At 60.4% G+C, this 14,662-nt stretch carries 16 protein-coding genes; 10 read left to right on the forward strand and 6 right to left on the reverse strand.

Translation table 11 applies throughout. From position 1 onward, the window contains the following. Positions 1-106: 106 nt before the first annotated feature. Both LZG00_09970 and LZG00_09975 read right to left on the reverse strand, forming a co-directional pair. Complete coding sequence (locus LZG00_09970) at positions 107-487, reverse strand: Lin0512 family protein (protein ID MCF3594327.1); 381 nt, start codon at positions 485-487, stop codon at positions 107-109. Next, positions 484-831, reverse strand: a complete 348-nt coding sequence (locus LZG00_09975) for a Lin0512 family protein (GenBank protein MCF3594328.1) — start codon at positions 829-831, stop codon at positions 484-486. Before LZG00_09975 ends, LZG00_09970 begins: the two co-directional genes overlap by 4 nt. A gap of 112 nt (positions 832-943) precedes the next feature. On the opposite strand from LZG00_09975, the gene guaA reads away from it, so the two are divergent. Continuing rightward, positions 944-2,515, forward strand: coding sequence for a glutamine-hydrolyzing GMP synthase (guaA, locus tag LZG00_09980; protein MCF3594329.1), 1,572 nt, complete (start codon positions 944-946; stop codon positions 2,513-2,515). Between the two features lie 15 nt (positions 2,516-2,530). Here the strand turns inward: guaA and LZG00_09985 are convergent, their stop codons facing one another. Continuing rightward, positions 2,531-4,132 carry an AMP-binding protein gene (locus LZG00_09985; protein ID MCF3594330.1) on the reverse strand — a complete coding sequence of 534 codons (1,602 nt, stop codon included), beginning with the start codon at positions 4,130-4,132 and terminating at the stop codon, positions 2,531-2,533. 98 nt (positions 4,133-4,230) lie between these two features. Here LZG00_09985 and LZG00_09990 point away from each other — a divergent pair, with 98 nt between their 5' ends. The 6 genes from LZG00_09990 (at position 4,231) to LZG00_10015 (ending at position 9,586) form a co-directional block, all read left to right on the forward strand. Beyond that, the gene (locus tag LZG00_09990) at positions 4,231-5,127 is read left to right on the forward strand and encodes a DMT family transporter (protein ID MCF3594331.1); all 897 of its coding nucleotides are present in this window, start codon (positions 4,231-4,233) and stop codon (positions 5,125-5,127) included. A gap of 41 nt (positions 5,128-5,168) precedes the next feature. Continuing rightward, positions 5,169-6,074 (forward strand): DMT family transporter, encoded by a 906-nt coding sequence (locus tag LZG00_09995; GenBank protein MCF3594332.1) that lies wholly within the window; start codon positions 5,169-5,171, stop codon positions 6,072-6,074. 62 nt (positions 6,075-6,136) lie between these two features. Beyond that, on the forward strand, positions 6,137-6,997 hold the full coding sequence (locus LZG00_10000; protein MCF3594333.1) for an ATPase: 861 nt from the start codon (positions 6,137-6,139) through the stop codon (positions 6,995-6,997). A 45-nt stretch (positions 6,998-7,042) separates the two neighbouring features. Next, a complete protein-coding gene (gene metA / locus LZG00_10005) occupies positions 7,043-7,987 on the forward strand; it encodes a homoserine O-succinyltransferase (protein MCF3594334.1) in 945 nt (314 codons plus the stop codon). Between the two features lie 113 nt (positions 7,988-8,100). Further along, positions 8,101-8,976: a polyphosphate kinase 2 gene (ppk2, locus tag LZG00_10010; GenBank protein MCF3594335.1), complete on the forward strand. Its 876-nt coding sequence runs from the start codon at positions 8,101-8,103 to the stop codon at positions 8,974-8,976. Further along, positions 8,969-9,586 (forward strand): TetR/AcrR family transcriptional regulator, encoded by a 618-nt coding sequence (locus tag LZG00_10015; GenBank protein MCF3594336.1) that lies wholly within the window; start codon positions 8,969-8,971, stop codon positions 9,584-9,586. Before ppk2 ends, LZG00_10015 begins: the two co-directional genes overlap by 8 nt. Positions 9,587-9,665: 79 nt before the next feature. Here LZG00_10015 and rpsI read toward each other — a convergent pair whose 3' ends face one another. From rpsI to LZG00_10030, 3 genes are all read right to left on the reverse strand, one after another. Continuing rightward, positions 9,666-10,160, reverse strand: a complete 495-nt coding sequence (gene rpsI, locus LZG00_10020; protein MCF3594337.1) for a 30S ribosomal protein S9 — start codon at positions 10,158-10,160, stop codon at positions 9,666-9,668. Between the two features lie 5 nt (positions 10,161-10,165). Next, the gene (gene rplM / locus LZG00_10025) at positions 10,166-10,627 is read right to left on the reverse strand and encodes a 50S ribosomal protein L13 (protein MCF3594338.1); all 462 of its coding nucleotides are present in this window, start codon (positions 10,625-10,627) and stop codon (positions 10,166-10,168) included. Positions 10,628-10,890: 263 nt separating this feature from the next. After that, complete coding sequence (locus LZG00_10030) at positions 10,891-11,310, reverse strand: PaaI family thioesterase (protein ID MCF3594339.1); 420 nt, start codon at positions 11,308-11,310, stop codon at positions 10,891-10,893. A gap of 57 nt (positions 11,311-11,367) precedes the next feature. On the opposite strand from LZG00_10030, the gene LZG00_10035 reads away from it, so the two are divergent. The 3 genes from LZG00_10035 (at position 11,368) to LZG00_10045 (ending at position 14,613) form a co-directional block, all read left to right on the forward strand. Then, positions 11,368-12,153, forward strand: a complete 786-nt coding sequence (locus LZG00_10035; GenBank protein MCF3594340.1) for an enoyl-CoA hydratase — start codon at positions 11,368-11,370, stop codon at positions 12,151-12,153. Between the two features lie 22 nt (positions 12,154-12,175). Beyond that, positions 12,176-13,033: a DMT family transporter gene (locus LZG00_10040; GenBank protein MCF3594341.1), complete on the forward strand. Its 858-nt coding sequence runs from the start codon at positions 12,176-12,178 to the stop codon at positions 13,031-13,033. 242 nt (positions 13,034-13,275) lie between these two features. Continuing rightward, complete coding sequence (locus tag LZG00_10045) at positions 13,276-14,613, forward strand: cytochrome-c peroxidase (GenBank protein MCF3594342.1); 1,338 nt, start codon at positions 13,276-13,278, stop codon at positions 14,611-14,613. Positions 14,614-14,662 lie beyond the last annotated feature (49 nt).

Genomic DNA, 14,662 nt, shown 5'->3' on the forward strand with positions numbered 1-14,662 from the left:
CTGATTGCCCCAGTCTTACGGCAACACACTCCAACAGATTGCTCAAATAGCGGCGATTGGGGGGGAAATACGACATTGCCCCACGCAGGCGCCGCGTCTTTTGTGCTCAGCCCTGCCCGCGCAAGACCCAACCCGATTGCAGCGGCAAGAACACCTCAACCGCAGCGGCCGCAACAACATGCACCTCGCCGCTTGCGTCGTCGTGCATATCCAACCCGCCATGTTCGACGCAAACGTCTGCCGCTCCGCCCAGATGGTCGGCAAGTGCCTGCACATCAACGGATTCGGGGTTCTGAACCCCGATGGTCGCCTTCACCCTGAGGCCGTCGCGCGCAATGCCGGGCAAACCCAGAATCGTCAGTGAAGAATGGCGCATCGCGTCCTCAACAGCACGCAGCGCCGCTTTGGTATAATCGCGCCCATGCAGCGAATTGCCCATGCCCATCTCGATGATCACCCGGCCCTCACCGGGGCGCGCCGCGCTCATTGTGCCGGTTCCATGTCAAAGCTGACTGACAGGGCAACATTGGCGATAACCGTCGGGTTTCCTGTGCCTTCAGGTCGTGAAATATCAAGCCCGCCTTTGGTGACGTGAATATCAGGCGTGCCATAGGGAAAGACCTGCGCCAGAGCGGCTACATCCACGGCCTCGGGATTCTGCACCCCCACATCCACCCGGACGCGCATCGCCTCTTTGGAAAACCCGAACAACTCGGCCAGATTGATCGAATTGTGCCACAAGGCATCTTCAATCGCGCGTTTTGCCGCTTGGGTGTAATCGCGCCGTCTGAGCGACGTTCCCATGCCAAATTCAGTCAATAAACGCTGCATCCTGCTCTCCCGTGGCTTCTCAGCCCAAGAGTTAGGGGGATCGGTGCGAAAACCCAAGGCGAAAGCGCCCACTGCCCATTGCGCTTTTACACCTGCGCGACTAACTGGTCTCATGACCGATATATCCCATGACCGCCTTCTCATCATCGACTTCGGTAGCCAGGTTACGCAGCTGATTGCGCGTCGCCTGCGCGAGTTGAATGTCTATTGCGAAATCCACCCCTATCAGAACGTGAGCGACGCCTTCCTGGACGAATTCGCACCCAAGGCGGTGATCCTGTCGGGTGGCCCGGATTCGGTGATGCGCGAAGGCTCGCCCCGCCCGCCGCAATCGGTCTATCAACTTGGCGTGCCGATCCTGGGGATCTGCTATGGTCAGCAGGTGATGATGCACGATTTGGGCGGCAAGGTTGAGGCCGGCGAACACGCCACCGCCGAGTTTGGTCGCGCCTGGGTCAAGCCCGCCGAAAGCCGCTGCGATCTTCTGAATGGCTGGTTCATGGACGGCTCGGGACGCGAGCAAGTCTGGATGAGCCACGGCGATCATGTCTCTGAAATTGCTCCGGGTTTTGCGGTTTACGGCACCTCTCCCGGCGCCCCTTTCGCGATCACCGCCGATCTTTCCCGGCATTTCTACGCCGTCCAATTCCACCCCGAAGTGCACCACACGCCCAACGGCAAGACGCTTTACGAGAATTTCGTGCGCGCCGCCGGCTTCAAAGGCGATTGGACCATGGGTGCATATCGCGAAGAAGCCATCCGCAAGATCCGCGAACAGGTCGGTGACAAACAGGTGATCTGCGGTCTTTCCGGTGGCGTCGACAGCTCTGTCGCCGCCGTGCTGATCCACGAGGCGATTGGCGATCAGCTGACCTGTGTCTTCGTCGATCACGGCCTGCTTAGGCTCAACGAAGCCGAAGAAGTCGTTGCGATGTTTCGCGACAACTACAACATCCCGCTGATTCACGCCGACGAATCCGAGCTGTTCCTTGGCGAACTCGACGGTCAGTCGGACCCAGAAACCAAACGCAAGATCATCGGCAAGCTCTTCATCGACGTGTTCCAGAAATACGCCGGCCAGATCGAAGGCGCCGAATTCCTCGCCCAAGGCACGCTTTACCCGGACGTGATCGAATCGGTCAGCTTTTCGGGCGGGCCATCCGTGACGATCAAATCGCATCACAATGTTGGCGGCTTGCCCGAAAAGATGGGCCTGAAGCTGGTCGAACCCCTACGCGAACTCTTCAAGGACGAGGTCCGCGCCTTGGGTCATGAACTCGGTTTGCCCGCCTCTTTCATTGGGCGTCATCCCTTCCCCGGCCCCGGTCTTGCCATTCGTTGTCCCGGCGAAATCACCCGCGAAAAGCTGGAAATCCTGCGCAAAGCTGATGCGGTCTTCATCGACCAGATTCGCAAGCACGGGCTGTATGATGATATCTGGCAGGCTTTCGTCGCAATCCTCCCCGTGCGCACCGTCGGCGTGATGGGTGACGGGCGCACCTATGATTTCGCCTGTGCGCTTCGCGCGGTTACTTCTGTCGATGGCATGACGGCCGATTATTACCCGTTTAGCCATGATTTCCTCGGCGAAACGGCGACCCGGATTATCAACGAGGTCAAGGGGATCAACCGCGTGACCTATGACATCACCAGCAAACCTCCGGGCACGATTGAGTGGGAATAAGGCGCCAAACCCGCCTTACCCCCGCTTCTTCAACGCCCTGAAATCAAACGCCCCGTCACGCGGATCGACACCTGTGGCGAAAATCTTGTGCTTCACCACCTTCTGCGTCCCCGTCACCGGCAGGCTGTCGACAAACAAGACCCATCCCGGCGGCTTGTAGTACGCCATCCTGGTGAAGCAGGCGTCGAATATTGCGCGCGCTGTGACCTCGCTCGGCGCCTCTCCCTTGGCAAGCACGATCGCGGCCAAAACCTCCTCCTCGCGGATATCATCGGGCACCGCCACGCAAGCCGCGCTGACCACACGCGAATCCGCAAACAGCGCGTTTTCCACCTCTGCTGCGGCGATATTCTCGCCCGCCCGGCGGATGATGTTCTTCTTGCGGTCAACGAAGATCAAAACCCCGTCCACGTCCATCACCACCGTGTCACCGGTATGAAACCAGCCACCTTCCCAGGCCGCCCGCGTCGCTTCTTCCTTGTTCAGATAGCCCGAAAAGAACCCCTTGCGTGGCGTCTCGGCCGAGTGGCGTAGCACCATCTCACCCGCCACACCGCGCGGGCATTCGTGGTATTGCTCGTCCCAGACCTGCACCTCACAGCCCGGATAGGCCCGCCCAAAGGCGCGCGTGTCGATCTTTCGCGGCTCATCTTCCATCGAAAAGACGCGGCACATTTCCGTCATGCCCCAAACCTCGATCAGCGGCAGGCCAAACCGCCGCTCGAACTCCACATGCAACGCCGGTTCCACCCCGGCGCCCAGGCCGACGCGCAGGTTACCCAAAACCTCGGGCCCGGCCTTGTCATCGGCCAGCAGCACCGAAATCACCACTCCGAGATAATGAAAGATCGTGGCACGCGTCTCTGCGATGTCACGCCACCATGTCGCCGCGCTGAACCGGGGTGGCTGGATCAGCGCCGCACCCGCCAGCATCACGCCAAAGAATGCCACTACCCCGGCATTGATGTGAAACGCCGGCAGCGGGTTGAACACGCGGTCATCGTGCCCAAGCGCGACCGGCGGCCCGATACGGATATAAGACCCACCCACCATCAGCTCGTATTCATGGCTGAGGATGCAGCCCTTTGGTTGCCCCGTGGTGCCCGACGTATAAAGCAGGCTGGCTTCGCTTTCATGGGTGATTTCGCCACCGGGCGGCGCCGTGGGCGATGGCGGCAACGCCGTCAATAACGCCTCGAAGGTCACAAACCCGGGTGCGCTCACCGCTTCGGCGATCCCGGCACGCATCGCCGCCTCATACTGCGCCCCGGCAATCGCCAGAACCGCCGTGCTGTCATCCAGCAGATAAGCCAGCTCGGCCGGGCGGTAATCGGGATTGACCGGCACGAAAGACATCCCCAACCGCGCCAGCGCCAGTTTCAGCAAATAGTGCTCGGGGCATGTGCCGAGCAGAACCGCCACGCGTTGTCCCGCGCCGTAGCCCGCATCGCGCAGCGCAGCGGCGATGGCCTCTGCCCGCGCCGCCGTCTCGCCATAGCTCAGCGTGCGCACCGCCGCGTCTGCTTCGCGCGGCGCAATCAGAAAATCCTTGTCCGGCCACCGTGCGGCGGCTTCGTCAAAGACATCGCCGATCACACGGCCTTCATAAGCTATCATTGCCACCCCCCTAACCCCATGGACAAGACTGCCAAATATCGTAGAGATGACGGTATGACATTCGCAAGCCGCTCCCTCCCGACCAGACGATACGACCGATGAGCACAGGCACGCAACCTGCGCCGATGGCACCGCTGCGCGCGGCGCTCTGGATGACCGGCGCGATTGCGTCGTTTTCGTCAATGGCTGTGGCTGGACGCGAACTTTCAAGCAATCTCGATACCTTCGAAATCATGCTCTATCGCAGCTTCATCGGCATCGTGATCGTTCTGCTTGTCGCCTCACTCACGGGCAAACTGGGCCAGATCCGGACAAGCAACCTTCGGCTTCACGGGATCCGCAATCTGGCGCATTTCACCGGGCAGAACCTGTGGTTCTTCGCCATCACGGTGATTCCCCTGGCCCAGGTCTTTGCGCTCGAATTCACCTCGCCGATCTGGGTCGTGTTGCTCTCGCCGTTGATTTTAGGCGAGCGGCTCACCCCGATGCGCGTGTTGGTGGCGTTGATCGGTTTTGTCGGAATCCTGATCGTCGCCCGGCCCAGCCCCGATAGCCTGAATGTCGGCATCCTGACCGCGGCGCTGGCCGCGATCTGTTTCGCCTTCACCAACGTTTTTACCAAGAAACTCACCCGAAGTGAGCCGATCATGAACATTCTGTTCTGGCTGACCGCGATGCAGGTCGTGTTCGGAATGATCACCGCCGGTTATGACGGCGACATTGCATTGCCTACGGTTGAGACTCTGCCGTTCATCATCGTGGTCGGCTGCGCCGGACTTCTGGCGCATTTCTGTCTGACCAACGCATTGTCCTTGGCCCCTGCCACGGTTGTCATGCCGATTGATTTCGTCCGCCTGCCTGCCATCGCGCTGATTGGCATGGCGCTCTATGGCGAGCCGCTCGATTGGTATGTTTTCCTCGGCGCTGCGGTGATTTTCGCGGGCAACTACCTCAATATCTGGCACGAAACTCGGCCCGCGCGACAACCCGCATGATCCGGGTCGCCCGCCCGCGCTCTGCGCGCTAGGCCTGCGCCATGTCACCACAAAAAGCCATCTCCACCACCGCGTGGTTTCTTATCTTTGCCCTGGCCACCATCTGGGGCGCGATCTTTCTCGCCTCGCGTCTGGCGCTCAACGAGGTCGGGCCGCTGACCATTGTCGCACACCGCACCTTCTGGGCGGCGCTGCTGCTTTGGGGTGTAGTGGCGGCACGGCGCATATCCCTGCCCCGAAGCCCGCGTGTGTGGATCGGTTTTCTCGGGATGGGCGTGCTCAACAACGTCATCCCCTTTGGTTTGCTCAACTGGTCGCAGCAATACATCGAGAGCGGCCTCGCCTCGATCCTGAATGCCACGACGGCGGTGTTCGGCGTGCTGGTTGCGGCGATCTTCCTTGCGGATGAGCGGCTCAATACCCGCAAGGTTGTCGGCGTTCTGATCGGCTTTGCCGGGGTGAGTGCGGCAATCGGGCTCGACTCCTTGCGCAGTTTCGATATCCGCTCGGCGGCGCAACTGGCAGCGCTCGCCGCCACGCTGTCTTATGCTTTTGCCGGTGTCTGGGCGCGCCGTATGCTGGGCGGATTGGCACCCGAACTGGCCGCGGCCGGCATGCTCACCGCCTCGGCGCTGGTTTCCATCCCCGCCGCCACGTTTCTGGAAGCCCCGCTCACCCTGGCACTTTCGCCTCTCACGCTCGCCGCGCTTGCCTATTCCGCCTTCATCGGCACGGCGTTGGCCTATCTGTTCTACTACCGGGTGCTGGCGTTGGCCGGATCAGGCAACCTGCTGCTTGTCACCCTGATGATCCCGCCCTTCGCCATTGCCCTTGGCGCATTGTTTCTGAACGAGGCGCTACCGCCCGGCGCTCTGATCGGTTTTGCGCTGTTGGCGCTGGGTCTCGCCATCATCGACGGTCGACTGCTGCGCCGCTTTCGGGTTTGACCGCGCCCGCGCGGGTCATTACCAAGCTGGCACAGAGGTATTCGGGGTTTTCGGGAAGTCACATGCTCTATTCATCTGCAAAAGACTGGCGTGACGCGGCCCACAAACGGGTGCTTCTCTTTGGCATGTCAGGGTTGGGCAAAACATATCTCTCGAATATGCTGCGCGATACCGGAAGCTGGTATCACTACTCGATCGACTATCGTATCGGCACCCGGTACATGGGCGAACACATCTCAGACAATGCCAAGCGCGAGGCGATGAAAAACCCTTTCCTGCGCGAATTGTTGATGACGGATTCGATCTATATCGGGTCCAACATCACCTTTGAGAACCTCGCGCCGCTCTCGACCTATCTGGGAAAACCCGGCAACCCCGCGCTCGGCGGCCTGGCGTTCGAAACCTACATGCAGCGTCAGGATCAACACCGTACGGCCGAAATCTCGGCGCTGCTCGACACCGCCCATTTCATCGACCGCGCGCAGGGTCTTTATGGCTATGACCATTTCGTCTGCGACAGCGGAGGCTCGATCTGCGAGGTGGTCGATCCTGATGACCCGAACGATCCGGTGTTGAGCGCACTGGCGCAAAACACCCTGATGGTTTGGATCGAAGGCTCGCAGGCGCATACCTCCGAACTGGTGCGCCGCTTCGACAAATCGCCCAAACCGATGTATTACCAGCCTCAATTCCTGCAAGAAAACTGGCAGGCATATCTCCGCGAAAACAACTGCCTGGAAGGTGATGTTGATCCGGATGCCTTCATCCGGTTCACCTATGCCAAGGCCCTCGCCCACCGGCAGCCACGCTATCGCGCCATGGCGGAGAACTGGGGCGTTGCCATCCGCGCCGAAGAGGTTGCCAAGGTGCGCGATGCCGATGATTTCACCGCATTGATCGCCACCGCCCTTGAGCGCAGCTGACCACACGACTATCTCGAATCAAACGCCAAAAGGACAAAACACCCCATGCCGATCCGCCTGCCCTCCTCGCTTCCCGCCTTTCAGATCCTGCGCCGCGAGGGTGTACAGGTCATGGGACGTGGCGCCGCCGACCGGCAGGATATCCGCCCGCTTCGCATCGGCCTGCTCAATCTGATGCCAAAGAAGATCCAGACCGAGAACCAGTTCGCCCGCCTGATCGGCGCCACCCCTTTGCAGATCGAACTGTCGCTCATCCGCATGAGCGAACATCAGACCAAGAACACCGCCGCCGAGCATATGGAGGAATTCTATCGCTCGTTCGAAGAGGTAAAGGCCTCGGGCGAGAAATTCGACGGGCTGATCATCACCGGCGCGCCGATTGAGCATCTTCCTTTTGATGAAGTCACCTATTGGGGTGAAATGTGCGAGGTGTTTGAGTGGACCCAGACGCATGTGCATTCCACCTTTGGCGTCTGCTGGGGCGGCATGGCGATGATCCACTATTTCCACGGCATTCAAAAACACTTGCTGACGCACAAGGCCTTTGGCTGTTTCCGCCATCAAAACATCGTCCCAAGCTCGCCTTACCTACGCGGATTCTCGGATGAGTTCGTGATTCCGGTCAGCCGGTGGACCGAGTTGCGCCAAAGCGAGATCGACGCTGTGCCCGCTCTATCCACCCTGCTGGCCAGCGAAGATGTCGGCCCCTGCCTTCTGGAAGACACCGACCGCCGCGCGCTCTATATCTTCAATCATTTTGAGTATGACAGCGACACGCTCAAACAGGAATACGACCGTGATGTCGCGGCCGCGGCCGAGATCATCCTGCCGGTCAATTATTTCCCCGGCGACGACCCGGCCAATCCGCCCAAGAACCGCTGGCGCAGCCATGCGCATTTGCTCTATGGCAACTGGATCTCCGAGATTTACGGAACCACCCCGTATGATATCTCGAAAATCGGTATCGAACGAACCGACCTGCGCGGTTAACCCGGAAACCTCACCGGCGACTGGTCGAGTAGATGCACGCGGCGGAATACCTTTTTCACCGCCGCTAAATCCGCTACTCCTTGTGCGAGACCCGCAAGGAGAGGATTTGCAAGGTGAGCCACCCCAAGCCATTTGACGGCGCCATCAGCACGTTTTTCGAGCAAGAGGCACCCGACCCTATCCGCAACGCCATCAAGCGTGGCGAAAAGGGTGATATCCTCGATCCCGACTACCCCTATTCCGATAAGATGCCGCGCAAGGCCTATGAAAAAGACATGGCCTCGCTGCAAATCGAACTGGTCAAGCTGCAAAGCTGGGCCAAGCAGAGCGGCGCGCGAATCGCCATCGTGTTCGAGGGTCGTGATGCAGCAGGAAAAGGCGGCACTATCAAACGCTTCCGTGAGAATATTAATCCTCGCGGCGCGCGTGTCGTCGCCTTGTCCAAACCCAATGATCGCGAACTGACCGAATGGTACTTCCAACGCTACATCGATCATCTGCCCGCTGGCGGAGAAATCGTGTTCTTTGATCGCTCGTGGTATAATCGCGGCGTGGTCGAAAAGGTTTTTGGCTTTTGCAGCGATGCACAGCGCGAACATTTCTTTGCCCAGGTGCCCGATTTCGAACGCATGCTGGTCGAAGAAGGCATCCATGTCTTCAAGCTCTGGCTCAACGTCGGACGTGCCGAACAACTGCGGCGTTTTCTGTCACGCGAGGAAGACCCGCTCAAGCAATGGAAGCTCAGCTGGGTCGATGTCGAAGGCCTGAAGAAATGGGACGCCTACAGCGCCGCGATCAAGGAAACCTTCGAGCGCAGCCATACCGCCGACGCCCCCTGGACGATCATCCGTTCCGACGACAAGCGCCGTGCGCGGCTGGCGGCGATCCGCACGGTCCTGCACGCGATCCCCTACACCAACAAGGATGACAAGGCGATCGGCTCCATCGACCGGGAGATCTGCGGCGGGCCCGATGTCTGGCATGTCTAAACGCGGCTATCATCACGGCAATCTGCGACAGGCGCTGGTCGAAGCGGCGTTGATGCTGATCGAGGCCAAGGGTCCGACCGGCTTTACCCTCTCCGAGGCTGCCAAGCAGGCCGGCGTGACTCCGGCGGCGGTCTATCGCCACTTTGAAGGGCGCGAAGACCTCATCGCCGAGGCGGCCCGCCAAGGCTATGAGATTTTCGCCGACGTGATGCAATTTGCCTATGACAAGGGCCAACCCTCGGCACTGGCCGCATTCGAGGCAACGGGGCGCGCCTATCTCGCCTTCGCACGCAAGTATCCCGGCCACTATATTGCGATGTTTGAATCCGGCATTTCGGTCAACCGCACGCCCGAACTGGCCGCTGTCTCGGCGCGCGCGCGTGGTGTGATGGAAAAGGCGGCAACCGATCTTTCACGCCACATCCCGCCGGACAAGCGCCCGCCCGCGTCGATGTTTTCGGCTCATATCTGGGCGATGTCACATGGGGTCGTCGAACTTTTCGCGCGCAATTCCCCCGGCACGCAAAGCCCCTTCCCGCCCGAGGATTTGCTTGAATCCGGCATCGGCGTCTATCTGCGCGGCCTTGGGTTGATCAAGCCGGACGAGTGACCTCTGCCAACAGCCAAATACCCACAAACGAAAAAGGGCCACCCAAAGGCAGCCCTTTCCAAATCCATCTTCCCAGAGCTTAACGCTTGGAGAACTGGAAGCTCTTGCGGGCTTTCGCCTTACCGTATTTCTTACGTTCCACAACTCGGCTGTCGCGGGTCAGGAAGCCGGCAGCTTTCAGCGCCGCGCGCAGGTTCGGATCATAAAGCTGCAACGCTTTGGAAATGCCGTGCTTCACAGCCCCGGCCTGTCCCGAAAGGCCGCCGCCCTTGACGGTGGCGTTCACGTCAAACTGATCTTCCACACCGGCCACTGTAAAGGGCTGGCGCAGGATCATCTGCAAAACGGGACGCGCGAAATACTTGTTCATCTCGCGGCCATTCACCACAACCTTACCGGATCCGGGTTTGATCCAGACGCGTGCAACCGCGTCCTTACGCTTGCCGGTGGCATAGGAGCGGCCCAGTTCGTCGCGGACGGCGACGTATTTCGGCGCTTCATCCACGGCTGCGGTTGCCGCAACACCTTCGGCCACTTGGCCCAGCTCTTCGAGTGAGTTCACTTGATCGGTCATCTCTCTCAGCCCCGCGTGTTTTTCTTGTTCATGGATTTTACGTCCAGCACTTCAGGCGCTTGCGCCTCATGCGGATGCTCGGCTCCGGCATAAACCCGAAGGTTGGTCATCACCTGACGGCTCAGGCGATTGCCCGGCAGCATGCGTTTGACCGCCTGCGTCACCAGACGCTCGGGGAATTTCCCTTCCAGGATCTGACCAGCGCTGCGCTGCTTGATCCCGCCGGGGTGCCCGGTGTGCCAATAGTGCAGCTTCTCGGTGCGCTTCTTGCCCGTCAGCTGAACCTTGTCGGCGTTGATAATGATCACGTTGTCGCCCATATCCATGTGCGGCGTGAAGCTGGCTTTGTGTTTACCGCGCAGGCGCGTGGCAACGATCGACGCAAGACGGCCCAGAACAACGCCTTCGGCGTCGATCAGGATCCATTTCTTGTCGATATCTGCTGGTGTCGCAGAGAAGGTTTTCATGTCGAAACCCCTGGAATTCCTAAAGTTACGGTTGATCGCGATCTGCGGGGTTCCCCACGGCGCGGTGATGGACGGGTTATAAAGCCCCCGCAAACCCAGTCAAGCGGAATAGACCGCAAAACTTACCAATAAATCAATAGGTTATGAATATGGTATTATAATACCCCACATTCATGCGCGATTTTGCCACCGCCGACCCTGCTTCATCTTGCCAGAAATATCCCGGGGGTGCGGGGGCTGGCCCCCGCTCCTGCCCTCAAAACCTAATTTGGCGGGATCGAATAGGTCATGCTGGCCCGCGCCACCGGCGCGTCCTGCCCTTCCGAATAGATCAGAACGTCCCCCACCGCCAGCACCCGCCCCAGCTTCAAGAGCCGACAGCGCGCGATCAGATCCTTCCCGGCCGCAGGCTTGCGCATGAAATCGAGCGAACACGAGGTGGTCACGGCCAGCGCCTTGCGGCCCACCATGGCCAGCACGATGGCGTAAACCGCACAATCGGCCAGCGCGAACATGCTTGGCCCCGAAACCGTGCCGCCGGGGCGCAAGTGCCGCTCACCCACCAGAAGACGCAGGTCGATCTCCATCTCAGACAAGCGGTCAACCGCAAAATCACTACGCACCTGTGGAAAAACCTCTTCAAGATAGGCCATCAGCTCTTCGGCATTCATTTCCAGCGGCATCTCTTCCCTCCCACTTCATGCGCCGCTAAGTTGCTGACAAAATAGCAGGAGAACAAGATGGCTTTGCTGGAACGTTACGACACGGGCGCGATTGCCCGGCTACACCTCAATGATCCGGGCAAGCTAAACGCCCTCAGCGACGAGATGATTGCCGCCCTGCAAACCGAGTTCGACACGCTCAAGAGCGATAGCGCGATCCGCGCCATCATCATCTCGGGCGAGGGCAAGGCGTTCTGCGCGGGCCACGATCTCAAACAAATGCAGGCCGGGCGCCAATCCGAAGACAAGGGCCGCGCCTATTTCCAAGATCTCTTTACCCGCTGCGCCGCCATGATGATGGCGATCCGCGCCCTGCCCCAACCGGTCATCGCCATGCCCCACGGCATCGCAACCGCAGCGGGCTGTCAACTGGTGGCGTCCTGTGACATGGCCGTGGCCGCACAAGGCACGCGCTTTGGTGTCAACGGCGTCAATATCGGCCTCTTTTGTTCGACCCCCATGGTCGCTCTCAGCCGCAATGTTTCCGCCAAACAGGCCTTTGAGATGCTCACCACCGGCGAATTCATCGACGCGACCCGTGCGCGCGAAATCGGGTTGATCAACCGCATCGCCGCGCCCGAGGCCCTGCTGGACGAGACGATGCAATTGGCCGAAACCGTCGCTGCAAAACTCTCGGGCGCCGTCAAGATCGGCAAGCAGGCCTTCTATGATCAGATCACCATGCCACTGGACCAGGCCTATGCCCATACCGGCGCGGTGATGGTCGAAAACATGCTGTGGCGTGACACTGACGAAGGCATCTCCGCCTTCCTGGAAAAACGCCCCCCGGACTGGCAGCAATGATACCGCATCTGCGAATTGCTGAATGACGCTGTTCGGCTTCTCCCTCGTTCTTTTCGCAGCCATTTGCCATGCCAGCTGGAATTTCCTGGTCAAACGGATCAATGCCGGTCCCGAGTTGGTGTTCCTGTTCTCGGCGTTATCGGTCGTGATCTACCTGCCGCTGGCCATCTGGTATGGTGCGGCGATTTTCACGTTCACAGCCATCCACTATCTCTTCCTCTTCGGGACGGTCTTGTTGCACACCGGCTATTTCGTGATGCTCAATTGGGGCTATCGCCACGGCGCGCTCTCCATCGTCTACCCCACGGCGCGCTCCACCGGGCCGCTGCTATCCGTCACATTCGCGGTGCTGGTGTTGGGCGAGATTGCCTCCTGGCAGGCGGTCGCAGGCGGCGCACTGATCGTGTTTGGCGTCCTGATGCTGGGCGGCGGCCTGAGCGCCAAACGCGGCGATGGCACGCTCAAGTCGCTGGGTTTCGGGCTCATCGTCGGTGCGCTGATCGGCTCCTACACGGTCTGGGATGCTTACGCCGTCGCGACCCTGCTGATCCCGCCCCTCCTGATGGACTGGTTTTCCAACCTGGGGCGCGCCCTCCTCATGGCGCCAGTGGCCTATCGTCGACGCGCGGCACTCGCCCTGCTCTGGCACAATCATTGGCACGAGGCCCTGCTGGTCGCGGTTATCTCGCCGCTGGCCTATATCCTGGTGCTTTATGCCATGACCTTCACACCGGTGCTCTACGTCGCACCTTTGCGCGAAACCTCGGTCTTGCTGGCGGTGCTGCTGGGCTCATGGCTCCTGCACGAGGGGGATCTGGCGCGCCGCCTCAAATGGGCCTGCGTGATCCTCGTCGGCGTCGCCCTTCTGGCCACGGGCTAACCCCGCTGTCTAACTCCACCGTCGACGGCCTTGGCAAACCTGCGATTCTCTGGCCTGCACAGGCCTCGCGACTGGATTGCGCCGCATTCGGAAACAAACTTGATTGCGACGCTCTTACTGTCGCCATCATGGAAAATAACGGCACATAGCACACCGTTTTTCGCCCTAATTTTTCCACATTCGCCACTGTTCAGCCTCATTCTCTTAGGCTATGACTGTGGTTAACAAAACCCAGGAACCCCATGGTTCATATCATGCGCAAGTGGGTCACCGTCGGCATTCTGTCTCTCCAAGCCAGCCTCTCACTGGCAGCCGAACTTCCAAACCCGGTGACCCACTCGGATATCCCCGACATCCCGTTTTCCACCATCCTTCTCGGCCGCGATCTGTTTTTCGATCCGATCCTTTCGGGCAATCGCAACATTGCCTGTGCCACCTGCCATCATGTCGCGCTGGGGTCGGCCGATGGCGTGGCCCTTGCGGTGGGCGAAGGCGGCACTGGCCTTGGCACGTCGCGCCATGGGCAACCCGACTATGGCGCGCGCGCTCATATCCCGCGCAACGCACCGGCGCTGTTCAATCTTGGCGCGCCCGAATTTACCGTCCTGTTTCATGATGGCCGCGTCGCTGCCGACCCGAACGCGCGCATGGGCGTTGCCATGCCCGAAGGTGCCACGCTGGAACGCCCGGTGCCCAACACGCTCGCCGCGCAGGCGCTTATGCCGCTCACCAGCCCCGAAGAAATGGCTGGCAGCCCTGGGGAAAACCCGATTGCCGATCTCGTCGCTGCGGGCCGCATCCGTGGCCCCAATGGCGCCTGGCAGAAGCTGACCGAACGAGTCGAGGCCGTGCCGAGCTATCGCAGCCGCTTTGACGCGATCATAGGGGCGCACGAACCGCTGCACATTACCGATATCACAACCGCCATCGCCCGCTTCATCGCCTTTGAGTTCGCCAGCACCGACAGCCCATTTGACGCCTACCTCTCGGGTCGACGCCACGCGCTCACCCCGCCACAAAAACGCGGACTCGACCTCTTTTATGGCAATGCGGGCTGTTCGGGCTGTCACTCCGGCCCCTACCTCACCGATCACGCCTTCCACGCCATCGGCATGCCCCAGATTGGACCGGGCAAAGGGGATGGTGCCCGGTTTTCGGATCAGGGCCGCGCCGCCGTGACCGGGGATTCGAACGACCTCTATCGTTTCCGCACGCCCAGTCTGCGCAATGTCGCCTTCACCGCGCCCTATGGTCATTCCGGCGCCTATGCGAGCCTCGAAGAGGTGGTGCGTCACCATCTTTCGCCCCGCGACAGCCTGCTTGCCTATGACGCGCGCCAAACCGTTCTGCCCGGCCTCGACCAGCCCGATGGCGCGCGCCCCCCAACCCCGGACGCCCAAGAAATCGCCCGCATCGCTGACGCCATTGAACTGCCCCCCGTGCAACTGAGCGACCCCGAGATTGCCGATATTCTGAGCTTTCTTGACGCGCTCACGGATCTTCATGCCGCCACCGGGCGGCTTGGCGCGCCTGCAATGGTGCCCTCGGGGCTGGCCATCGACAAACTCACCCTGCACTGAGCAACGCAGCAAGGCTTCCCATTCGCCGCCGAAACGCCTAAGTCCGCGT

This window comes from Rhodobacteraceae bacterium LMO-JJ12 (assembly GCA_021555075.1).
Lineage (GTDB): Bacteria > Pseudomonadota > Alphaproteobacteria > Rhodobacterales > Rhodobacteraceae > JAKGBX01.